The 20,547-nt window shown below is 52.1% G+C and carries 24 protein-coding genes; 21 read left to right on the top strand and 3 right to left on the bottom strand.

Annotation, left to right across the window (positions count from 1 at the left end):
- Positions 1-5 precede the first annotated feature (5 nt).
- Entirely contained in the window at positions 6-815 is an 810-nt protein-coding gene (locus tag EVJ23_RS08050) for a thermonuclease family protein (protein WP_131465246.1), read from the top strand.
- A 38-nt stretch (positions 816-853) separates the two neighbouring features.
- Here EVJ23_RS08050 and EVJ23_RS08045 read toward each other — a convergent pair whose 3' ends face one another.
- Entirely contained in the window at positions 854-1,102 is a 249-nt protein-coding gene (locus EVJ23_RS08045; protein WP_016510114.1) for a ferredoxin, read from the bottom strand.
- A gap of 144 nt (positions 1,103-1,246) precedes the next feature.
- On the opposite strand from EVJ23_RS08045, the gene EVJ23_RS08040 reads away from it, so the two are divergent.
- From EVJ23_RS08040 to EVJ23_RS08010, 7 genes are all read left to right on the top strand, one after another.
- Complete coding sequence (locus EVJ23_RS08040) at positions 1,247-2,269, top strand: YpbB family protein (RefSeq protein ID WP_070327450.1); 1,023 nt, start codon at positions 1,247-1,249, stop codon at positions 2,267-2,269.
- Positions 2,253-3,680 (top strand): RecQ family ATP-dependent DNA helicase, encoded by a 1,428-nt coding sequence (locus EVJ23_RS08035; RefSeq protein ID WP_131440210.1) that lies wholly within the window; start codon positions 2,253-2,255, stop codon positions 3,678-3,680. The genes EVJ23_RS08040 and EVJ23_RS08035 overlap by 17 nt, the downstream gene beginning before the upstream one ends.
- 41 nt (positions 3,681-3,721) lie before the next feature.
- The gene (locus EVJ23_RS08030; protein ID WP_070327448.1) at positions 3,722-3,925 is read left to right on the top strand and encodes a hypothetical protein; all 204 of its coding nucleotides are present in this window, start codon (positions 3,722-3,724) and stop codon (positions 3,923-3,925) included.
- A gap of 170 nt (positions 3,926-4,095) precedes the next feature.
- Positions 4,096-4,953 (top strand): MerR family transcriptional regulator, encoded by an 858-nt coding sequence (locus EVJ23_RS08025; protein WP_071399644.1) that lies wholly within the window; start codon positions 4,096-4,098, stop codon positions 4,951-4,953.
- A gap of 60 nt (positions 4,954-5,013) precedes the next feature.
- Complete coding sequence (locus EVJ23_RS08020; protein WP_071399645.1) at positions 5,014-5,595, top strand: adaptor protein MecA; 582 nt, start codon at positions 5,014-5,016, stop codon at positions 5,593-5,595.
- A gap of 96 nt (positions 5,596-5,691) precedes the next feature.
- The gene (locus EVJ23_RS08015; RefSeq protein WP_070327445.1) at positions 5,692-6,609 is read left to right on the top strand and encodes a D-alanine--D-alanine ligase; all 918 of its coding nucleotides are present in this window, start codon (positions 5,692-5,694) and stop codon (positions 6,607-6,609) included.
- Between the two features lie 147 nt (positions 6,610-6,756).
- On the top strand, positions 6,757-8,025 hold the full coding sequence (locus EVJ23_RS08010) for a Glu/Leu/Phe/Val family dehydrogenase (RefSeq protein ID WP_070327444.1): 1,269 nt from the start codon (positions 6,757-6,759) through the stop codon (positions 8,023-8,025).
- A 76-nt stretch (positions 8,026-8,101) separates the two neighbouring features.
- On the opposite strand, the gene EVJ23_RS08005 is transcribed toward EVJ23_RS08010, so the two are convergent.
- On the bottom strand, positions 8,102-9,112 hold the full coding sequence (locus EVJ23_RS08005) for a YpdA family putative bacillithiol disulfide reductase (protein WP_131465244.1): 1,011 nt from the start codon (positions 9,110-9,112) through the stop codon (positions 8,102-8,104).
- A gap of 28 nt (positions 9,113-9,140) precedes the next feature.
- On the bottom strand, positions 9,141-10,112 hold the full coding sequence (locus EVJ23_RS08000; RefSeq protein ID WP_070327442.1) for an asparaginase: 972 nt from the start codon (positions 10,110-10,112) through the stop codon (positions 9,141-9,143).
- A gap of 108 nt (positions 10,113-10,220) precedes the next feature.
- Here EVJ23_RS08000 and prsW point away from each other — a divergent pair, with 108 nt between their 5' ends.
- From prsW to EVJ23_RS07935, 13 genes are all read left to right on the top strand, one after another.
- On the top strand, positions 10,221-10,877 hold the full coding sequence (gene prsW / locus EVJ23_RS07995; RefSeq protein WP_070327441.1) for a glutamic-type intramembrane protease PrsW: 657 nt from the start codon (positions 10,221-10,223) through the stop codon (positions 10,875-10,877).
- A gap of 19 nt (positions 10,878-10,896) precedes the next feature.
- Positions 10,897-11,562, top strand: coding sequence for a flagellar brake protein (locus EVJ23_RS07990; RefSeq protein ID WP_131465242.1), 666 nt, complete (start codon positions 10,897-10,899; stop codon positions 11,560-11,562).
- A gap of 74 nt (positions 11,563-11,636) precedes the next feature.
- Positions 11,637-12,314 carry a (d)CMP kinase gene (cmk, locus tag EVJ23_RS07985; protein WP_070327439.1) on the top strand — a complete coding sequence of 226 codons (678 nt, stop codon included), beginning with the start codon at positions 11,637-11,639 and terminating at the stop codon, positions 12,312-12,314.
- Complete coding sequence (locus tag EVJ23_RS07980; RefSeq protein ID WP_131443335.1) at positions 12,311-12,934, top strand: lysophospholipid acyltransferase family protein; 624 nt, start codon at positions 12,311-12,313, stop codon at positions 12,932-12,934. The genes cmk and EVJ23_RS07980 overlap by 4 nt, the downstream gene beginning before the upstream one ends.
- 141 nt (positions 12,935-13,075) lie before the next feature.
- Positions 13,076-14,224, top strand: a complete 1,149-nt coding sequence (rpsA, locus tag EVJ23_RS07975; RefSeq protein ID WP_070327437.1) for a 30S ribosomal protein S1 — start codon at positions 13,076-13,078, stop codon at positions 14,222-14,224.
- Positions 14,225-14,353: 129 nt separating this feature from the next.
- The gene (gene der, locus EVJ23_RS07970) at positions 14,354-15,664 is read left to right on the top strand and encodes a ribosome biogenesis GTPase Der (RefSeq protein ID WP_035386714.1); all 1,311 of its coding nucleotides are present in this window, start codon (positions 14,354-14,356) and stop codon (positions 15,662-15,664) included.
- 17 nt (positions 15,665-15,681) lie between these two features.
- A complete protein-coding gene (locus EVJ23_RS07965; protein ID WP_131465240.1) occupies positions 15,682-16,710 on the top strand; it encodes an NAD(P)H-dependent glycerol-3-phosphate dehydrogenase in 1,029 nt (342 codons plus the stop codon).
- 116 nt (positions 16,711-16,826) lie between these two features.
- Complete coding sequence (locus EVJ23_RS07960; protein ID WP_233589594.1) at positions 16,827-17,006, top strand: DUF2768 domain-containing protein; 180 nt, start codon at positions 16,827-16,829, stop codon at positions 17,004-17,006.
- A gap of 12 nt (positions 17,007-17,018) precedes the next feature.
- On the top strand, positions 17,019-17,720 hold the full coding sequence (locus EVJ23_RS07955; RefSeq protein WP_131465367.1) for a hypothetical protein: 702 nt from the start codon (positions 17,019-17,021) through the stop codon (positions 17,718-17,720).
- Between the two features lie 107 nt (positions 17,721-17,827).
- Positions 17,828-18,103, top strand: a complete 276-nt coding sequence (locus tag EVJ23_RS07950; RefSeq protein ID WP_198010937.1) for an HU family DNA-binding protein — start codon at positions 17,828-17,830, stop codon at positions 18,101-18,103.
- Positions 18,104-18,230: 127 nt separating this feature from the next.
- Positions 18,231-18,803 carry a heptaprenyl diphosphate synthase component 1 gene (locus tag EVJ23_RS07945; protein ID WP_071399652.1) on the top strand — a complete coding sequence of 191 codons (573 nt, stop codon included), beginning with the start codon at positions 18,231-18,233 and terminating at the stop codon, positions 18,801-18,803.
- 20 nt (positions 18,804-18,823) lie between these two features.
- Positions 18,824-19,525 (top strand): demethylmenaquinone methyltransferase, encoded by a 702-nt coding sequence (locus tag EVJ23_RS07940; protein WP_035386712.1) that lies wholly within the window; start codon positions 18,824-18,826, stop codon positions 19,523-19,525.
- 30 nt (positions 19,526-19,555) lie between these two features.
- The gene (locus EVJ23_RS07935; protein WP_233589593.1) at positions 19,556-20,491 is read left to right on the top strand and encodes a polyprenyl synthetase family protein; all 936 of its coding nucleotides are present in this window, start codon (positions 19,556-19,558) and stop codon (positions 20,489-20,491) included.
- The last annotated feature ends 56 nt before the right edge of the window (positions 20,492-20,547 follow it).

Raw genomic sequence — 20,547 nt, 5'->3', positions numbered from 1 at the left:
TAGAGGTGAGACAATTGAAACAATGGTGGCAACTACTGCTCGTTCTCGTGCTGAGCGTTTCGTTAGCAGGTTGCTCGGTCGATGACTGGTTCGCCGAGCAAGTCGAGCCGCCGGAATCGCTCGTCGAACTCGAGTCGGATTACCCGGCAGCGGACGCCGGGACAAAAGTCCGAGCGCCGATCGGCAAGACGGAGACGGTCACGTTAGACCGCGTCATCGATGGCGATACGCTTAAAGTCGAGTTTGAGAGCGGTGCGACCGAGTCGATTCGACTCCTGCTCGTCGACACGCCTGAGACGAGTCATCCGACGTTGCCGGTCCAACCGTTCGGTGAGGACGCGAAGGCGTTCGTCGCGCGTTGGTTACCGGAAGGTGAGACGATCGTCCTCGAGTACGACGTCGGGCGGTACGACCGCTATCAGCGGACGCTCGCTTACGTATGGTATGATGATGCGATGCTCAATGAAGAGCTGCTGCGTCGCGGTCTCGCACGTGTCGCGTACGTTTACGCCCCGAACACCCAGCACGTCGATGCGTTCCGCGATGTCGAACGCGCGGCCCGGCGCGAGCTGCTCGGGATTTGGAGCATCGAGGACTACGTGACCGGCAACGGTTTCGACCATGAAGCGGCGCGACCGGCGAAACCTCGATCGGAGCCGAGCGAAGCGTGTGACATTAAAGGGAACATTAATCGGGAAGGCGAGAAAATTTATCACGTGCCGGGCGGTGCGAGCTATGAACGCACGAACCCGGAGGAAATGTTCTGTACGGAAGGAGAGGCCGAGGCGGCAGGGTTTAGAAGAGCGGCCCGTTAAAAAAAGACATGTGTGTCAAGTTGACACACATGTCTCTCTTATTCGTATTTGAGTGCGTCGCCATCGAACGATTCGTCAGCGACTTTGATTGAGTCGGTCGGACATCCTTCGAACGCGTCCATCAAATCTTCCGACAGTTCGTCAGGTACTTCGACTGTGCCTGTGTTGTCGTCCATCAAGTTGAAGGCGAGACCTTCGTCATCATAGTCGAAGATGTCGGGAGCAGCTGCTCCACAAGCACCACATGCGATACATGTATCTTTGTCAACGATAGTAAATTTTGCCATTTGTAACCCTCCAAACGTTTCGTCTCTCTGCATAGAAATGACTTTCTACTGACTATGAGTAATTGTAGTCTACATACCCTAATATTTCAATGAGGAAACGAATAACGTTTTGGAGGGATAGTAATAATGAGAGAGGGTGGAAGGATGGTTCATTTAGCCGACGGAGTGTTGCTCCTATCGATTCAACGCTTAAAAGGGGAGCGCAGCGAACGCAGCCTGTTTCACGTTTTAAACGGAAAACGTTCGGCGACGACGCTCCAAGATGCTTTTTTTTATGACCTTGAACCGATTTTCGGACTGTTCCCTTATACGAAATATGATTATGAGAAGCTGTTAGTCTCGTTTGAGAAAAGAGGCTGGCTCAATCGGGCGACGTTCACGTTAACCGAAGCCGGAAGTATGCTCGCTAGTCCGGACGCGGTCAGCCAGTTGTTTGACCGGCTCGGTGGCGAGTACCGGGACTATACGACGATGACATGGAAACGTCTCAGTTTATTTATCCAGACGTTCATGTCACTCGAACACGAGCGCACGTTTTATCCGGTCCAAGCCGATCGGATGGCCGAGCGGTGGGTCAAGCAAATCGTGCGAACGGAACGAGAGTGGAAAGAACTGATCGCCTCGTTTCATCAAGAACTCGAAACAGCGCTTGAAACGGTCGGTGATCCATATGCGACGGCAGTCGTCTATCGCTTCACCGGAGCGTTCGAGACGGGATACACGTATGAACAGATCGCGACGCTCCTTGACGTCGATGCTCGGACGGCACGGCTTTATTTCTTGGCCGGATGGAACGCGCTGTTACGGACTGTGCCGCGAGACGCCAAAATACTAGGGTTTGCCCACGGGTTGTCGGATGAGCGGATGACGTTATCGGCGCGCGAATCGTTCGATTTGTTTTCGGCCGGCCGCACGTTCGCGCAAGTACAATCGATCAGGCGCCTGCGCACGAGCACGATCGAAGACCACGTCGTCGAGATGGCGATGTATTTGGACGACTTCCCGCTCGATCAATTCGTGCCAGCCGACGCGATTGCCGAAGTCGAACGGTTACGGGAAGAAGACAGCTGGGCGCTAAAGCCGATCTTCGAGAAAACCGACAATCTCAGTTACTTCCAAATTCGGTTAGTGTTCGCGAGATTGAAACGAGGTGAGACATTTGTATGAAAAAACGTTGAAGCGTGTGTTCGGTCACGAGACGTTTCGTCCCGGACAGCGTGACGTCATCGAAGCGGTCGCCGAAGGGCAGGACGTGTTGGCGATCATGCCGACGGGTGCCGGGAAATCATTGACGTTCCAACTCCCGTCGTATTTAAAGAACGAAGGCTTGACGATTATCGTCTCGCCGCTCTTGTCGTTGATCGAAGACCAAATGCTCCATATCCGGGAGCGCGGCGAGCGTGGCGTGGCGAGGCTGACGTCGATGGAGACTTTAGAAGAGAAACAAGACATACTGAATCATTTGAAGCGCTATCGGTTCTTATACCTATCTCCCGAACAGCTTGCCGTGCCGCACGTGACCCGGGCGCTCGCAAGGACTCCGATTCAAATGCTCGTCATCGATGAAGCGCACTGTATCTCGCAATGGGGTCATGAGTTCAGGCCGGAATACGCACGGCTCGGGGAGCTCCGTAAACAACTCGGAAGCCCGCAATGCATGGCCGTCACGGCGACGGCCCCGGAAAACGTGAAACGGGACATTATTGAAAAATTAGCTTTATTCTCGCCGTCCCAGTTCGTCCATTCGGCCAATCGACCTGAGATCCGTCTCATCGTCGAACGGCTCGAGACGGAACGAAAGATGCCGCGACTGATCGAACTCGTTCGAGAAGTGCCGACACCGGCCGTCATCTATACGGCGACACGACGGGAAGCTGAAGCGCTCGCGCTTCAACTCGATGACGCCTTGTTTTATCACGGCGGGATGTCGACCGAGGACCGGCGCCTCGTTCAATCGCAGTTTTTACGCGATGAAGTCGCGATCATGGTATGTACGAGTGCGTTCGGGATGGGCGTCAACAAAGATAACGTGCGCTCTGTCATCCATTTCCAACTGCCGGCGACGCTCGAGGCGTATATGCAAGAGATCGGTCGGGCCGGCCGGGACGGCGAACCGGCGTTTGCCGTCTTACTGTATGCCGAAGGGGATGAACGGATCCAACAGTTTTTAATCGATCAACAGTACCCGAAAGATAAAGACATCCGCATAGCTTATTTAGAACGGGACAACGGCACGAGCTTGTCGCAATTACCGCGGCTGTTGAAGATGAACGAGGAAGACCCGGTATGGGGCTTGCTAAACCAAATGCTCGCCGAACGCACGCTTGCCGATGCGGTCGATTGGGTAAAAGAGAGAAAGCGGGCCCGGTACCGCCAGCTCGGTCAAATGATCGACTACGCGCTCATCAAGAAGTGCCGGCGCGACTACTTGCTGAATTACTTTTCGGAGCAACCGGTCAAACAAGCCGATTGCTGTGACGTCTGTGGTGAGATTTCATTCCCGCCGTCGGTTCAAGTTGTGTCTAAAAATGTGACAGATTGGAAACATCGGTTGGCGCGCATCTTTTCCTTTGATTGATATCATAGTAAAATGATAAAAAAGGTAAAGGAGGGCACACGTTGCGACATCGAAACCAAGCAGATTCTCTTCGTGAAAAAGTCGTGGACACGTTGCCGTCTCGGTCGGAACGGCAAGAGCACGAGCGGAAAGAAAAATTGAATGATAATTGGTTGAAACGACCGCTGGCTATGATGCTGACTTTGACGATGTTTGCGATTATCCTCGCATTTTTATATATAGGACGTCATACATTATTTTTCTGATGATACGGTGGAGACGCCGTATTTTTTTATTTTGTTTCAACATCCTCGCGATGTTTACTTGAATTGGAAAAGTCACACCTGTTTCTCACAAATTTGCACAATAAAACAGGTAAAGCTGAAATGATGGGTCTATACTTAAAGGGAAGAACCTGTAGGAGAGGAGGGCTGCTATGCCGAAGTACTCCATCAAGACGGTCGCGTCACTGACCGGTGTGAACCCGACGACGATTCGGGCTTGGGAGCGTCGTTATCAGTTTATCGAGCCGAGTCGGACCGATTCGGGTCACCGGTTGTATTCCGACCAAGACGTCGAAAAAATCAAATGGGTCGTTGAAAAACAACGGGAAGGGTTGACCGTCTCGCAAGCGATTCAGCAACTTCACGAGGCACCGAAGCCGAAGCCTGCTCGTCTCTACGACGAAGAATTGAAGGATGGATTAATGGACGCGCTGCTCAAATTTGATGAACGGAAAGCGCACGATTTGATGAACCGTGCCTTCAACACGTTCAGTTTTGAAAAAGTGACGAAAGATATCATTAGCCCGTTGCTGATGGATATCGGCACACGCTGGGAAAATGGGAAGGTCACGATCGCGCACGAACACTTTGCGACGTCCTTTTTCCGAGCCCGCTTGTCGACGTTGTCTCTTCAAATGCCGATGAATCCATTTTTGCCCCGGATCATTTGCGTCTGCGCCCCGGGTGAGATGCATGAAATCGGCCTTTTGTTCGTGACACTCTATTTAAGACAATACGGCTTTGACGTCATTTTCCTCGGAGCGGGGTTCCCGAAAGAGGATTTGAGCATAGCGCTCCATGATATCGACGCGAAATGTTTAATCTTTTCATGTACGTTGACTGAGCACATTGCCAATCTTCAAGAAGCGATGCGTTACATTCAAGCGGAGCATCCAGACCTCGTCATCGGTGCGGGTGGATACGCCGTCAGTCAACAAGCGTCGCAATTTGAAGGAGCGTTTCTTGGAGATACGCCCGAAGCTTGGAACGAGTGGTTGTCAACCATTTGACAGGTCGACAAAACGGGAGTAGCTTATTAAGTAGAATGATTTTTCTTTGGAGGTTTTCGTTTGAGATTTGAAAAACAGACAAAAGAACATTTGAGGGTATACTTGACTGCGAGCGACTTATCGATTCGAGGGATCGCCATCGATACGATTGTCGGAGAGAGCGGTCAAGAACTATGGCGGGAATTGCTTGAAACGGCCGAGGCCGAATATGGGTTCATGCCGCAAGGTGCTGTCGACTTGAATGTGACGATGTTTCCACGCGATGGACTCGTCATCGATGTTCAAAAAGTCGATGCGGTCGTCGCGGAGTCGGATCAAGAACAAGTCGAGATTCGCTTGACGATCGATGTGATCCACCATTTGATTTATCAGTTTGACGATATTGAAGACGTGATCAATGCGTCGATTCGTGCGTTTCCGCATATGCAAGATACCGACCAAGGTGGGGCACTCTATCATTATGACGGCCGCTACTACTTACATTTTGTGGAAGTTCTCAAACCGCAAGTCGAGGAACGGCTCGCCGCCATCCTGTCTGAATATGGCAAGACGACGACCGTCAGCCCGTATCTCATGATGGAGTACGGGAAGACCATCCAAACTGAACAAGCAGTGAAACAGCTGTACGATACGTTCGCGTAAGTACGGCTTTTTTACTATTCTGTTTCTATTGTTTTCAGCTGACACATGGTATGATAAAACTTGAATTTTTGAGAAGTTAGCTGAAGGAGAGATATGATGAAAGTCGCTGTTTTATATGGTGGAGTATCGGGTGAGCGTGAAGTGTCGCTTACGAGTGGTAAAGGTATGATCGAAGCGTTAGAGGCACGGGGTCATGAAGTCGTGGCCATTGATTTTCACCCGGATCGGGCTGAAGAGTTATTGACGCTTCAAGCAGACGTCGTCGTCAGTGCCCTGCACGGCAAGTATGGAGAAGACGGTCGCGTCCAGTCGCTCCTCGAGATGGCGCAGCTCCCTTATACAGGGTCGGGCGTCTTGGCTTCGGCTCTCGCGATGGACAAGGCGCGCGCGAAAATCATTTTCGCCGCTTCAGGTATTCGTGTCGCCCGTGACGTCCTCGTCCAAGCAGGGGATGACCTCGATTTGAAAGTGGCCGAGTGGGGCGGTGAGTTTCCTTGTGTCGTCAAACCGGCGCAAGAAGGCTCTTCGAACGGGTTGACGATCGCGACCGACGAGTCGATGCTACGCGCGGGCATCGCCAAGGCGTTCCAATGTGATACGGCCGTGTTGGTCGAACAGTACATCAAAGGTCGTGAGCTGACCGTTCCGGTGCTCGGCAACCGTGGGAACGAGCACGCCCTCCCGGTCATCGAGATCATCCCGAAGAATGAATTTTACGACTACGAGTCTAAGTATTCGGAAGGCGGGTCGATTCACGTCTGTCCGGCGGAGTTGCCGGAGGCGTTGACGAAAGAAGTGCAAGCGGCCGCGATTGAGGCGCACCGTGCCCTCGGCTGCAGCGGCTATTCACGTTCTGATTTCTTAGTGTCGGAGCAAGGATTGGCCTACATCCTCGAGACGAACACGCTCCCGGGGATGACACCGCTCAGTCTGTTCCCGGACAGTGCGAACGTCGCCGGTATTTCTTACGGTGAATTGCTAGAGCGTTTCATCGCGCTCGCCTTAGAAAAATAAGAAGGGATTCCCCTTCTCCGCTTTTTAGAAAACGCTTTCATTATTTTTGTAAAACCCTTTCAAAATGCTTGCTTATCGGCTATACTTTTAAACGAATACGAGGTTGATTCTTGGGGGAGAATTGACAATTTAGGGGAGGAAACCTTCATGATTACGGATCAAGAAAAAGGTCATCAAAAACGAAAAAACATCCTTGAATCGACACAGGAAGTTGTCCACGAGGCGCTCGAGAAACTCGGTTATCCAGAAGAGATGTACGAGCTGTTGAAAGAGCCGCTTCGGATGTTGACCGTGCGTATCCCTGTCCGCATGGACGACGGTTCGACGAAGATCTTCACTGGCTATCGGGCGCAACATAACGATGCTGTCGGCCCGACGAAAGGTGGGATTCGCTTCCACCCGAGCGTGACGGAAGTAGAAGTCAAGGCGCTGTCGATATGGATGAGCCTGAAGGCCGGTATCGTCGACCTTCCTTACGGTGGCGGTAAAGGGGGCATCGTTTGCGATCCGCGTGAGATGAGTTTCCGTGAAATCGAACGGTTGAGCCGCGGCTACGTTCGAGCGATCAGCCAAATCGTAGGTCCGACCAAAGATATCCCGGCGCCTGATGTGTTTACGAACTCGCAGATCATGGCATGGATGATGGATGAGTACAGCCGTATCGATGAATTCAACTCACCGGGCTTCATCACCGGTAAGCCGCTCGTGCTCGGTGGTTCACACGGTCGCGAGACGGCGACGGCAAAAGGTGTCGCCATCATGATCCGGGAGGCGTCGCTTCGCCGTGGGATCGAGTTGAAAGGCGCGCGCGTCGTCGTCCAAGGATTTGGTAACGCCGGCAGCTTCTTATCGAAGTTCATGCACGACGTGGGAGCGAAAGTCATCGCTGTCAGTGACGCGTATGGCGCGATCTATGATGAGAACGGACTTGACATCCCGTATTTGCTCGATCGACGCGACTCGTTCGGGACGATCTCGACACTGTTCAAAAACACGATTTCGAACAAAGAGATGCTCGAGCTCGACTGTGACATTTTAGTCCCGGCCGCGATCGAGAACCAGATCACTGAAGATAACGCCGATAACATCAAAGCATCGATCATCGTCGAGGCGGCGAACGGACCGACGACGAACGAAGCGACGCGTATTTTGACAGAACGCGGCATCTTGCTCGTCCCTGACGTCCTCGCTTCAAGCGGTGGCGTGACAGTCTCTTACTTCGAATGGGTCCAAAACAATCAAGGTTATTACTGGACGGAAGAAGAAGTCGAAACGAAGCTTGAAAAAGTGCTCGTCCATTCGTTCAATACGGTATACAACACATCATCAGCCCGGAAAGTCGACATGCGTCTCGCTGCCTATATGGTCGGTGTCCGTAAAATGGCGGAGGCCTCACGCTTCCGTGGCTGGGTGTGATGGCGACTTGCCGATGAACATCGCAAAATGAGGAAGGACCCGCAGTCGGGTCCTTCCTCATTTTAGTTGAACAAGTTTATGACGATGTCACACCGATGCGCTCCCGAAGCGCTTCGGCGATCGCTTGGCCGTGAAAACGGCCGTTTTCGATGAAGATTTTGTTGGCATCGTTCCCGGCCGCGACGACGCCGGCGATGAACAGGTTATCGACGTTTGTCTCATACGTCGCCTCATCAAACTGCGGGATGCCGGTCTCGTCGTCGACGAGTACACCGGCTGCCGAGAACAGCCCATGGTCAGGCAAGTAACCGGTCATGGCGAGGACGTGGTCCGTTGCGACCCGTTTCTCTTCGCCATGTTGTCGATAGACGACATGGTCCTGTTCGATGCGAATGATCTCGGCCTCGAGCTCAAGACGTACTTTTTCATGACGAACGAGGGAGTCGAAAGCGGGTAGTACCCATGGTTTGACCGATGGGCTATAGCCGTCACCGCGGTAGAGCACCGTGACGTATGCCCCGGCTTTCTCGAGTTCGATGGCCGCATCGACCGCCGAGTTCTTTCCGCCGATGACGGTGACGTGTTGCCGATAAAACGGATGTGCTTCTTTGAAATAATGGGTCACGTGCGGGAGTTCTTCTCCCGGGACGTCTAACTTGCGGGGCCGTCCGTAGTACCCGGTCGCGAGAACGACGAAGTCGGCAAGGCGTTCTGTGACGCCGTGGCGGTCGTGACGGGACCGGACGATGAATTTGTCGGCACGACGGTCGATCGATTCGACCGTCTCGAACGGTTTGACGACAAGCCCGGTCCGGCTCACGACTTCACGATAATAGACGAGCGCGTCTTGGCGATGTGGTTTTAAGTCTTTACAGATGAACGGGATATCCCCGATTTCAAGCAAAGTGGCTGATGAGAAAAACGTCTGATGGGTCGGATAGCGGTAAATCGCATCGACGATGTTGCCTCGTTCGATGATCGTGCACGAGATACCGACCCGTTCTAATTCGATTGCCGCCGACAGGCCGCACGGGCCGGCGCCGACAATGATCGCGTGTTTGTCCAATGAAATCACCTCATCCCTCATTGTATGGAACGAAGGCTGAGATGGCAAGTCACTGCTGGAAGCTGAAGCTGTGTTCCATGACCGGTTGCGACGAGCCTGATTCGAGCTCGACGAGAAGACGGAGCCGTGCTTTTTGCGAATTGAGACCGTTCGAGAAGATGATGCCCATCTCTTTCAGTTGTTTACCGCCACCCTCATACCCGTACACGTCTTGAACGATACCGTTAAAACAGCGGCTGACGATGACGACCGGGATGTGGTCGACGAGTCGTTCGAGTGCCGGGACGATCGACGGTGGAACGTTTCCTTGACCGAGCACTTCGAGAACGAGCCCGTCGTAGCCGAGGTCGAGCACGGCTTCTAGCAAGTCAGGTTCCATGCCGGCGACAACTTTCAACACGGCGACTCGTTTCGTGATCGCTGGAATCATCTTCGGCTGTCTCGTTGTTGGTTGGCTGTAGATGAGGACGTGGTCCTTCGTCACCATCCCGACGTTTCCGAAGTGGACCGATTTGAACGTGTCGACGGAAGAGGTGTGCGTCTTCGTGACGTTGAACGCCGAGTGGATTTCGCCGTTGAAGACGACGAGCACCCCTTTGCCCCGTGCGGCTTCGCTCCTTGCGACCCGGAGCGCCGTGATGAGATTGAACTCGCCGTCCGACCCGATCTCGTTCGACGAGCGCATCGCTCCTGTCAAGACGATCGGCACGGGGGCACCGAGCGTGATCTGCAGGAAGTACGCCGTCTCCTCGAGCGTGTCGGTCCCGTGGGTGATGACGACGCCGTCATACGTGTCTTGCGTCAACTGCTGTGCGATGAACTGGGCGAGCTCGAGCATCTTCTCGGGCGTCATATGAGGAGACGGAATGTTTGAGAAGTGCTTCGTCGTAATTTTTGCGATGTCGGTCGCTTTTGGCAACGTCGCGTCAATCGGATTGACCTCACTTGGTGAGACGTGGCCCGAACCGGTCTGCGACATCGCGATCGTGCCGCCGGTATGGATGAGTAATAGATGATTCATAGTCGACCTCCAACTTTTTTTGTCCTTTTCTTCCATTTTCTAGGCGTTAGCTACTTTTTCTTTCGGCTTATTCAGTGTATGCTTAACGATAGAAAGGAGAGATGCATCATGATTGCAATCGCCTTGTCTGCGGTTGCGCCAGGATTCGCCCTTCTTTCCTACTTCTATTTACGGCATGAGTTGGAAGCGGAACCGCTCGGCTATGTGATTCGTTCGTTTGTCGCCGGTGCCATTCTTGTCTTTCCGATCATGTTCGTCCAATATGCGTTTGTGGAAGAAGGGGTCCTTGTCGGCCCGTTTTGGCAAGCGTTCGTCGCCACCGCTCTATTAGAAGAATTTTTTAAATGGTTCATGATCTATTATACAATATACATACATAAAGTTTTTGATGATTACTACGACGGGATTCTCTATGCGGTCGCCTGTTCACTCGGCTTTGCCACGTTGGAGAATTTTCTATACTTGTGGGTTTATGACTCGCTCGAGATTGCGATTTGGCGAGCCGTCTTACCGGTGAGCGGCCATGCGCTCTTCGCCGTGGCAATGGGCTTTTGTCTCGGTCGGGCCAAACACTCCGCGCATGAACGGTTTTGGCTGTTCACCGCTGTCATGTCGGCAACGTTGCTACACGGAATGTTTGACTATATCTTACTCGTTGAATCGACGAACAAGGTGCCGGCCGTGCTCTATATCGTCATTTTATGGATGGTCGCGCTCTTGCTCGTCCGCACTGCAAATCGATCAAATCGTCGTCAATACAAATAGATAAAAGGGGAACGGGTTCATGTTAAAAGTTGGTCAAGAGTTACGAGTTGAAGTTGAAGGGAGAAACGAAGGGAAGACGAAAATCGCTGCCATTAACGGCGGTGTCGTCTGGATCGAATCTCCGAGCGAGATTGCGACGCTAAAGACGTTTTTTTTGCATGAGGATGAACCGATGCGTTTGTACTTTTTCAAAGGCGAAGATCAACTGTACGCTTTCGATTCAGTCGTCACGAAACGGATCAGTGACGCCCAGCTGACGCTTCGCTATGCGTTTAACTTGCCGGATGAGAAAAAAATCAAGCGCGTCCAACGTCGCGAGTACTTGCGCGTGCCGGAGATGATCAACGTGACGGTGCTCGCGGCAGACGGCGAAGCGTTTCCGTCATTCGAGACGACGTCACTAGACGTGTCGGCCGGCGGGATGCGTGTCGTGGCGAACCGTTCGCCGGTCGACGTCGATGAGTCGGTCATCGTCGTATTCCGGATCGAGGACGAGCGAGGGATACCCCAGACGTTCCGCGTCAAGAGCCGTCTCGTCCGGGTTCAAGAGCAGGCCGTAAAGCACGAGCTGTCACTTTGTTTTGAGGATTTGACGCCTCGTGATCAGGAGACGATTTTACGTTATTGTTTCCGGGCCCAGCTCGAAGCCAGAAAACGGACCGGCTCCGTATTTTCTTCACGTTAAAAAACTGGTATGATGTTCTCGGAACAAACGACCGAGAGGAGGTGGGTATCGGAATGAGCCGATACCCAATTTTTATGACTAAACCGCTACAAATCGCATTAGATGGGCCGGCAGGAGCCGGCAAGAGCACGATCGCTAAAACGCTCGCTAAAAAGTTAGGTTACGTGTACATCGATACCGGGGCAATCTACCGGGCTGTCACATATCGCGCGCTCGAGCAACACGTCGGATTAGAAGACGGCCCCGCCCTCGCTGAGATGATCGGCAAGATGGAGTTACGTCTCGTCCCGAGCGAGAGCGGGCAACGCGTGTTTGACGGTGACGAGGAAGTGACCGAAGTCATTCGGACGAGTGAAGTGACGAACAACGTCAGTTTTGTCGCAAGACAGCCTGAGGTCCGGGACGCACTTATGGATTTACAACGGGACTTGGCTCGGGACGGCGGCATCGTCATGGACGGTCGTGACATCGGGACGCACGTATTGCCTGAGGCAGACTTGAAAGTGTTCATGACCGCGACCGTCGAAGAACGTGCCCGTCGTCGCCACGAGGAGAACGTGTCAAAGGGTCTCCCGAGCGATTTCGAACAATTGAAACAAGAGATCGCCTTGCGTGATAAACGGGACTCGGAGCGCGTCGTCGCTCCACTCCGTCAAGCGGATGACGCCCACTTCCTCGACACGACCCATTTGTCGATCGATGGTGTCGTCACGGCTGTTGAACAGCTCATGGAACAGGTGGTCGGACGATGAAGCCGCTCAACAACGGCCCGTTCGGGATGTATCGGTTAACGGTCGGCGTCGTTCGAATCATGCGTCTGCTCAGCTTCCGCGTCGAGTATGTCGGTCGTGAGAATGTACCTGAGGACGGCTCGATCATCGTCTGTTCGAACCACCAGTCGAACTGGGACCCGGTCTTGTTGGCCAGTGCCATGCCGAAGCAACGGCCAATTCGTTTTTTTGCAAAAAAAGAGCTGTTCGATGTCCCGGTTTTAAAACGGATTTTGACACGCTCCGGGCAAATCCCGGTGTCACGCGGGGAAGGGGACCGTCAAGCGCTACGTACTGTTCTTCAGAAGTTGAAAGAGGACGAGGTCATCTCGATCTTTCCGGAAGGGACCCGTTCGAAAGACGGATCGCTCGGTAAGGCGCAGGCGGGTGTCGGTTTTTTCGCCCTCCGTTCAAACGCTGCCGTCCTTCCGATCGCGATCATCGGTAAATACAAGTTCCGTTCGAAGTTGAAGGTCGTCATCGGCGAGCCGATCGACTTCTCGCAACTGAAAGCGGACAAAGCGAGTGCCCAAGACGCCGCCGATTTGATCATGGCGACAATCGCCGAACTGTACATGACCCATTCACAGAACGTTCGCTAATTTCAGGTTTAATCTGTTGCAATCAGAGGAACAAACCTGATAACACCTTGACAAATCTGTCGAATTATAAGAAGTTTATACTAGGTGTTAAGCGCCTTAGGGCGCTCCTTTTTGTACTCATCGTGAGGGGGTAGTGTTGGAATGGTCGAAGAAATGAAAGATATGCCTGATTTTGAAATTAATCGAGGTCAAATCGTGACCGGTATCGTCGTCAAAATCGAGGACAAGCAAGCGTTAATTGATATCGGTTACAAAACCGAGGCGATTTTGCCAATCAGCGAAGTATCAAGCATGCATTTAGACGATTTAAACGAATCACTCCATGTCAACGACGAAATCCGTGTCAAAGTGAAAAAGGTCACGGATGAAGAGGTTGTCGTATCGAAGAAAGACGTAGATGCCGAGGCAGCTTGGGATCAAATCGTTGAAAAATTCGAATCGGGCGAAGTATTTGAAGTCATGGTGAAAGATAAGGTCAAAGGCGGTCTTGTTGTCGATATCGGCATCCGCGGCTTTATCCCGGCTTCACTCGTAGAAAACCACTTCGTCGAAGATTTCTCATCATACTTGCATAAGCCGATTACGGTTAAAGTCGTCGAGATGGACCGCGAAAAAAATCGCGTCATCTTGTCGCATAAAGCGGTGGCAGAGGCAGAGATGAGTGCGAAGAAGGCGGAAACGCTTGAATCGCTCGAGGTCGGTCAAATTATCGAAGGAACCGTCCAACGTCTGACTGACTTTGGTGCGTTCGTCGATATCGGCGGCGTCGACGGTCTCGTCCATATTTCTGAGATGGCTCATAGTCGTGTTGAAAAACCGAGTGATGTCGTCACAGAAGGTGACAAAGTGAAAGTGAAAGTACTTGGTCTTGACCTCGACAATGAAAAAGTGAAATTGTCGATCAAAGAGACGCAACCGGGACCGTGGGAATCGGTTGAAGGCAAGATTCAACCTGGGGACGTGATCGCGGGGAAAGTCAAACGTATCGTCACGTTTGGTGCGTTCGTCGAAGTCGCGCCGCAAGTCGAAGGGTTGCTCCACATTTCTCAGATTGCGAACCGACACATCGCGACGCCATCTGAAGTCTTGTCTGAAGGACAAGAAGTGAAAGTGAAAGTGCTCGACGTCCATCTCGATGAGAAGAAAATCTCATTGTCGATGCGTGCACTCGAATCAGAAGACGGTTCACGCGATGATGAAGAGCAGTCGCTGCTTGACGAATATAGCGATCAAGGCGGATTCTCTGTATCTGAACTGACAGGTGAGAACGCCTCGGACGATTCTAAATAAGACGGTCGTTCAAGCGGGAGTCATACTCCCGCTTCTTTTTGTATGGTCACTAATATTCGACTGTGCTATAATTGTACAGTTGCAAATAAGAACGATAATTTTTTGAATGAAAGTTAAAGAGGTGTTTATATGGGAATTCCAGCAGTGGCCATCGTAGGCCGCCCGAATATTGGGAAATCCACGATTTTCAACCGGATCATCGGTGATCGCGTATCGATCGTCGATGACAAACCGGGAGTTACACGCGACCGTATTTACGGTACGGGTGAGTGGTTGAACCGAAAGTTTCATTTGATCGACACAGGCGGGATCGAGGTCGGCGATGAGCCGCTTCTCGTTCAGATGCGTCATCAAGCCGAACTCGCGATCGATGAGGCGGACGTCATCGTCTTCATGGTAAACGGTCGTGAAGGGATCACGGCAGCGGATGAAGAAGTCGCGAACTTGTTGTTCCGTTCGAACAAGCCGATCGTGCTTGCCGTCAACAAAGTCGATAACTTCGAGATGCGTGAACTCATGTATGAGTTCTACTCGCTCGGGTTTGGCGACCCGTTCCCGATCTCGGGAACACACGGACTCGGTCTTGGTGATCTGTTAGATCGTGTCCTCGAACTCGCGCCGGACAAAGACGATTACGAATACAACGAAGATGTCATTCAGTTCTCGCTCATCGGACGCCCGAACGTCGGGAAATCGAGTTTGACGAACGCGATTCTCGGTGAAGAACGTGTTATCGTCTCGGCGATCGCCGGAACGACGCGCGATGCGATCGATACACCGTTCACTCGTGACGGACAAGAGTACGTCATCATCGATACGGCCGGTATGCGTAAGCGCGGCAAAGTGTACGAATCGACAGAACGTTATAGTGTCATGCGTGCCCAAAAGGCGATTGAACGCTCGAACGTCGTCCTCGTCGTCATCGACGGTGAAGAAGGCATCATCGAGCAAGACAAACGCGTCGCAGGACTTGCCCACGAAGCAGGGAAAGCGATCGTGCTCGTCGTCAACAAATGGGACGCTGTCGAGAAAGACGACAAGACGATGAAGAAGATGGAAGAGAAGATCCGCAAGGAATTCCTATTCCTCGACTACGCGCCAATCGTATTCTTATCGGCACTCACGTCGAAGCGGTTGCAAACGCTTCTTCCTGTCATCAATCAAGTTGCCGAATCACACCGTCAGCGTATTTCGACGAGCGTGTTGAACGATGTCATCGTCGACGCGGTCGCGATGAACCCGACACCAACGGACAAAGGACAACGACTCAAGATCAACTATGCGACGCAAGTGGCGATCGAGCCACCGACGTTCGTGTTGTTCGTCAACGATCCCGAGTTGCTTCACTTCTCGTACAAACGTTATCTAGATAACCAGATTCGCCGCGCGTTTGACTTTACTGGTACACCGATTCACATCGTGGCTCGTCAGAAAAACTAGTAATGGGGGTGCCTCACATGGCAAAAGTAGCTGTCATTGGTGCAGGAAGCTGGGGAACGGCATTATCGCTCGTCCTCGCTGACAATGGACACGACGTCGTGCTCTACGGACGTGAGGAAGATCACGTCCATGAGATCAACACGTCGCATACGAATTCGACTTACTTGAAAGATGTGCCGCTTCCGGCGTCGATCCGGGCAACGACCGATTTGAAAGAGGCGGTTCTAGATTGCTCGATCATTTTCCTCGTCGTCCCGAGCTCGGCGATTCGTCCGGTTTCCCGTGAAGTGAACGATCTGCTCACGGAACCGGTCACGATCGTTCATGCCGCAAAAGGGATCGAACCGAAGACGCATAAGCGGTTGTCTGAGATCATCGCTGAAGAGATCGATCCGTCAAAACGTCGAGCCATCGGTGTATTGACGGGTCCGACCCACGCCGAGGAAGTGGCCGTCCGCAAACCGACGACGATCACCATCGCGTGTGAGGATTTATTTGTCGCTGATGAGATTCAAGAACTGCTCACAAACGATCAGTTCCGAGTCTATTTGAACTCTGACGTCATCGGAGCGGAATACGGGGGCGCGCTTAAAAACATTATCGCCCTTGCCGCCGGGATGACCGACGGGCTCGGATACGGCGACAATGCGAAAGCTGCCCTCATGACGCGCGGCATCGTCGAGATCGCTCGGCTCGGTGTCAAACTCGGCGCCAACCCGGCCTCGTTCTCGGGCTTGACCGGGATCGGTGATCTAATCGTGACCGCGACGTCACAGCACAGCCGAAACTGGCGAGCTGGTAACGCCATCGGACGTGGGGAGAAGCTTGAAGACGTACTCGATCAGATGGGTATGGTCGTCGAAGGTGTGCGTGCCTGTGAAGCAGCGCATACACTTGCCCGCGAAGCCGGCGTCGACATGCCGATCACGGAAGCGCTCTACAACGTGCTGTTCGAAGGAAAAAGTCCGCATGATGAAGTGAAAAAGTTGATGAGACGCCCGCAAAAACATGAAATGGAAGAAGTTTTCCATTTCGAGGGCGAATAACAGCAAAGGAACTGACGTTTTCGTTCAGTTCCTTTGTTTTTTTTGCTACACTAAATTACGGAGTAAGATTTATAGAGAAAGTCGAGGGGATAGACGTGACACCGTCACTCATCAAGATGTGGATTTCATTTGCGGGGATTGGGGCGTTTGCCGTCGCTGCGCTCATGGTGGCAGTCAGCCACACGAAACTTTCAGGCTGGTTTGCGGTGCTCATTCGAGTCGTCGCATTCGTGATTTTTCTATTCGGAACGATCATTATGATTTATGTGGTCGCTTCTGGACCGACAGGAGGGTAAACCGTGAAACGAATGTTTTTAGCCGTCAGTTTGGCGACGGCGACGCTGCTCGCCGGATGTATGTTCCCGGAAACAAATCGGGTCGACAACGTGCCTTATGAGGACCAGTTGCAATCGGTCCAGACGGCGGTCGACTCGTTCAAAGAGACGACCGGTGTCTTACCGATCAAAACAAAGCCGGCCGAGACGCCGCTGATGGAACGTTACCCGATCGAGTTTAGCCGCCTCGTTCCTGGTTATTTGGCAGATCCGCCGGCAAACAGTTTCGAAGGGGGCGGCTTGTTCTTATACGTCCTTGTCGACGCCGAGACAGAGCCGACGGTCAAACTGATTGACTTGAGGGTGACCGAGCGCCTCCAACAACTGCAGACGAATATCAATTCGTTCCGAGTCAAAGAAGGGAAATATCCGTTCAAAGGATCGCTCGGAAAAAATCAGTTTACGATCGATTACGACCTCGTTTTCGTCTCTGAAGAACCGTTCATCCCGAGCCCATACACGGAAAACGAGTTGCCGATCTATGTGGATGGGACTGGTCAATTGTTCGTCGATTACCGGGCTGACATCGAAGCCGTGCTCGAGAACACGGATGCCGAGCCGAAAGTAGGAGAGGATATTCGTTATTTGCTCTACGATGACGCACCGTTCGCCCCGGCTTATTCGCAAGGGTATACGATTAATGACCAAGGTGAGGTCGAGTTTTTAAACAATTGAGTCGAGCAAGGTGTCCGCTTATGACCTTTTCGCTTAAAAAATGTTGTCATATCAACGTTTGTACGATATGATTAATCCCGTAAACTCTCTGTGAGAGGAGGTGAATCGTGATGAACAAAACTGAATTGATCAACGCAGTTGTCGAGAAAGCAGATGTGTCTAAAAAAGACGCAACGAAAATCGTAGAAGCAACGTTTGAATCAATCACTGAAGCACTCCAAAGCGGTGAGAAAATTCAATTGATCGGTTTTGGTACTTTTGAAGTTCGTGAACGTGCTGCCCGTAAAGGTCGCAACCCACGTACGAAAGAAGATATCGAAATCCCTGCAAGCAAAGTTCCTGCCTTCAAAGCAGGTAAAGCGCTTAAAGATGCGGTCAAATAATGAGCAATACATAAGTCGCCGAGAGGCGGCTTTTTTTGTAGTTGAAAGCAAGTTCACATGGCGTGAATGTGACAAAAATGTGCTATACTATGTCAGAATGACAACGAAGAGGACGAGGGGGGATAGCATGGAACAGTTGACAAACGAAAGCGTTGTCACCGACCTTGCTCGTCAAATCGAACAACGTATGACTCATCCGTATTTGACGAGACACGAGATTGTACCCGCAGTCGACATGCCTTTACTTCGTTGGATGATCGACATGATTGAACTCGAATCGCATCAACATCGACAGCTCGTGCTCGCGACTTATTTTGCCCATCAAGCACTCGAGCTGCACGATCAAGTGAAGGAGTGCCCGAACGGGTCCCTTGAACGGCAACTTAAAGTGCTCGCCGGAGATTACGCCTCGGCTCAATTTTATAAAATATTGGCGATGTTTCCAGCGGACTATAGCAACCGTTTCGGTCGAACCGTGCAGCTTGTGAACGGCGCGAAGTGCACACTCGCCTTGGGGACGGACGTCGCTGTTGTGACGTGGATGGAAGCGAACTTCGGATTAATCAAAACGTTTTCCGAACTGCTAGGTCAATCTTATTTGACATCGTACGGGAAAGAAATCATCGAACAGAAGGCAACAGAACTGCGCCAAGAAAAAAGAGAACAGCTATCGACACTACTCGCGCATGCTGTCGCTTAGAACGGAAAGGGTGTTACGTGTTGCAACCGAAAGAGAAAGAGCAAAAAGTATATGAAGTATTTCAAACGATCTCGCCAAGCTACGATACGATGAACTCGATCATCAGTTTCCGTCTGCATAAATGGTGGCGCAGAGCGACAATGCGGCGCATGCAAGTGTTCCCCGGCGCAAAATGTTTGGACGTTTGCTGCGGGACGGCCGATTGGACGATTCAACTCGCCGAGGCGGCCGGAAACACCGGGGTCGTCAAAGGACTCGATTTTTCTGAAAATATGCTCGCTGTCGGACACGAGAAAGTGGCTGATTATCCGATGATCGAACTCATTCACGGGAACGCGATGGAGTTGCCGTTCGGAGATCATTCATTCGACTATGTGACGATCGGATTTGGCCTTCGGAACGTACCGGATTATATGACGGTCCTCCGGGAGATGCACCGCGTCTTAAAACCGGGCGGGACCGTGGTCTGTCTCGAGACGAGCCAACCGACGGCACCACTATTCAGCGGGCTCTATAAATTTTACTTTGGATCAGTCATGCCGCTATTCGGCAAAGTGTTTGCCGGGTCGTATGATCAATACAAGTGGCTGCAAGAATCGACGGATCAGTTCCCTGACCGGTTGACGTTAAAGCGCATGTTTGAAGAAGCCGGGTTCGAGCAAGTCGAAGTCAAGGCGTTTTCCGGTGGTGCGTGCGCCATGCACCTAGGAAAGAAGTGGTGAACGATGTCTTTAAAGCGACTTTATCGCCACATGAACCGAGAAATCGAACAGATTGATCGGTTTTTGTCGACGCGGGTCCACACGGAACATCCGGTGATCGAAGCCGCATCGAAACAATTGCTAGATGCCGGGGGGAAGCGGATCCGTCCGGCGTTCGTATTGCTCAGTGCCGGATTTGGGACTGGGAATGATATTCGTCTGACGAAAGTTGCGGCGAGCCTCGAGCTGATTCATATGGCGTCACTCGTTCACGATGATGTGATCGATGACGCGACACTGCGCCGCGGAAAACCGACCGTGATGGAACGATATGACGAGAGCGTCGCCATGTATACCGGTAATACGTTGTTCGGGGAAGCGATTCGGCTCGTGTCCGAAGTCGATTCCCCGGAAGTGATGCAAATCATGGCGGAGACGATGGAACTGATCTGTATCGGCGAGATCAATCAAATTCAAGACCAATATGACTGGGCGCAATCCCCGAAGCGGTACTTGGACCGGATCGCCCGGAAGACGGCACTCTTGATCGAGACGAGTTGCGCGGCCGGGGCCGTCGTCTCCGGGGCGTCACCTGACGTCGTCAAACAACTTCGGTTGTTCGGCTACGATATCGGGATGGCGTTTCAGATGACGGATGATTTGCTCGATTTCACGGCGAAGAGTTTTCAACTCGGTAAGCCCGTCGGTGAAGATTTGAAGCATGGGCATAAAACATTGCCGCTCTTCTATTCATCAGAAGATCCTGTGTTTTATGAGCGGTTGCAGCAAGTCACGAACGCCTCGAACGATGAGATGACCCGGACGCTCGTCCGCGAAGTGCAACGGAACGGAACGCTTGAACGAAGTCAACGCACGATCGACCGTTACGTGAACCGAGCGATTCAGCGACTCGATTCACTGCCGGATATTCAAGACAAACGGTCGTTGATTGAGATTGCCGAATATATCGGCAAACGAAAATGGTAGTTCACACCTTGTAAACCCTTTCAAAAATGAAGATGACCGTGTAAACTGATAAAGTA

It is taken from the genome of Exiguobacterium sp. SH1S1 (genome assembly GCF_004337245.1).
GTDB lineage: Bacteria > Bacillota > Bacilli > Exiguobacteriales > Exiguobacteriaceae > Exiguobacterium > Exiguobacterium aurantiacum_A.
Note: the sequence above shows the minus strand (reverse complement) of the source record. Positions and strands in the feature narration are given on the sequence as shown.

Excerpts from the sequence above, each read along its gene's own strand:
- EVJ23_RS07960 (WP_233589594.1), top strand. The coding sequence starts at position 16,827 with ATGTGGATTTCATTTGCGGGGATTGGGGCGTTTGCCGTCGCTGCGCTC.
- EVJ23_RS07935 (WP_233589593.1), top strand. The coding sequence starts at position 19,556 with ATGAACCGAGAAATCGAACAGATTGATCGGTTTTTGTCGACGCGGGTC.
- EVJ23_RS07955 (WP_131465367.1), top strand. The coding sequence starts at position 17,019 with ATGTTTTTAGCCGTCAGTTTGGCGACGGCGACGCTGCTCGCCGGATGT.
- EVJ23_RS08015 (WP_070327445.1), top strand. The coding sequence starts at position 5,692 with ATGAAAGTCGCTGTTTTATATGGTGGAGTATCGGGTGAGCGTGAAGTG.
- EVJ23_RS08000 (WP_070327442.1), bottom strand. The coding sequence starts at position 10,112 with ATGAATCATCTATTACTCATCCATACCGGCGGCACGATCGCGATGTCG.
- EVJ23_RS07990 (WP_131465242.1), top strand. The coding sequence starts at position 10,897 with ATGTTAAAAGTTGGTCAAGAGTTACGAGTTGAAGTTGAAGGGAGAAAC.
- EVJ23_RS08010 (WP_070327444.1), top strand. The coding sequence starts at position 6,757 with ATGATTACGGATCAAGAAAAAGGTCATCAAAAACGAAAAAACATCCTT.
- EVJ23_RS08025 (WP_071399644.1), top strand. The coding sequence starts at position 4,096 with ATGCCGAAGTACTCCATCAAGACGGTCGCGTCACTGACCGGTGTGAAC.
- EVJ23_RS07945 (WP_071399652.1), top strand. The coding sequence starts at position 18,231 with ATGGAACAGTTGACAAACGAAAGCGTTGTCACCGACCTTGCTCGTCAA.
- cmk (WP_070327439.1), top strand. The coding sequence starts at position 11,637 with ATGACTAAACCGCTACAAATCGCATTAGATGGGCCGGCAGGAGCCGGC.
- EVJ23_RS07965 (WP_131465240.1), top strand. The coding sequence starts at position 15,682 with ATGGCAAAAGTAGCTGTCATTGGTGCAGGAAGCTGGGGAACGGCATTA.
- EVJ23_RS08005 (WP_131465244.1), bottom strand. The coding sequence starts at position 9,112 with ATGAGGGATGAGGTGATTTCATTGGACAAACACGCGATCATTGTCGGC.
- der (WP_035386714.1), top strand. The coding sequence starts at position 14,354 with ATGGGAATTCCAGCAGTGGCCATCGTAGGCCGCCCGAATATTGGGAAA.
- EVJ23_RS08040 (WP_070327450.1), top strand. The coding sequence starts at position 1,247 with ATGGTTCATTTAGCCGACGGAGTGTTGCTCCTATCGATTCAACGCTTA.
- prsW (WP_070327441.1), top strand. The coding sequence starts at position 10,221 with ATGATTGCAATCGCCTTGTCTGCGGTTGCGCCAGGATTCGCCCTTCTT.
- rpsA (WP_070327437.1), top strand. The coding sequence starts at position 13,076 with ATGGTCGAAGAAATGAAAGATATGCCTGATTTTGAAATTAATCGAGGT.
- EVJ23_RS07980 (WP_131443335.1), top strand. The coding sequence starts at position 12,311 with ATGAAGCCGCTCAACAACGGCCCGTTCGGGATGTATCGGTTAACGGTC.
- EVJ23_RS08045 (WP_016510114.1), bottom strand. The coding sequence starts at position 1,102 with ATGGCAAAATTTACTATCGTTGACAAAGATACATGTATCGCATGTGGT.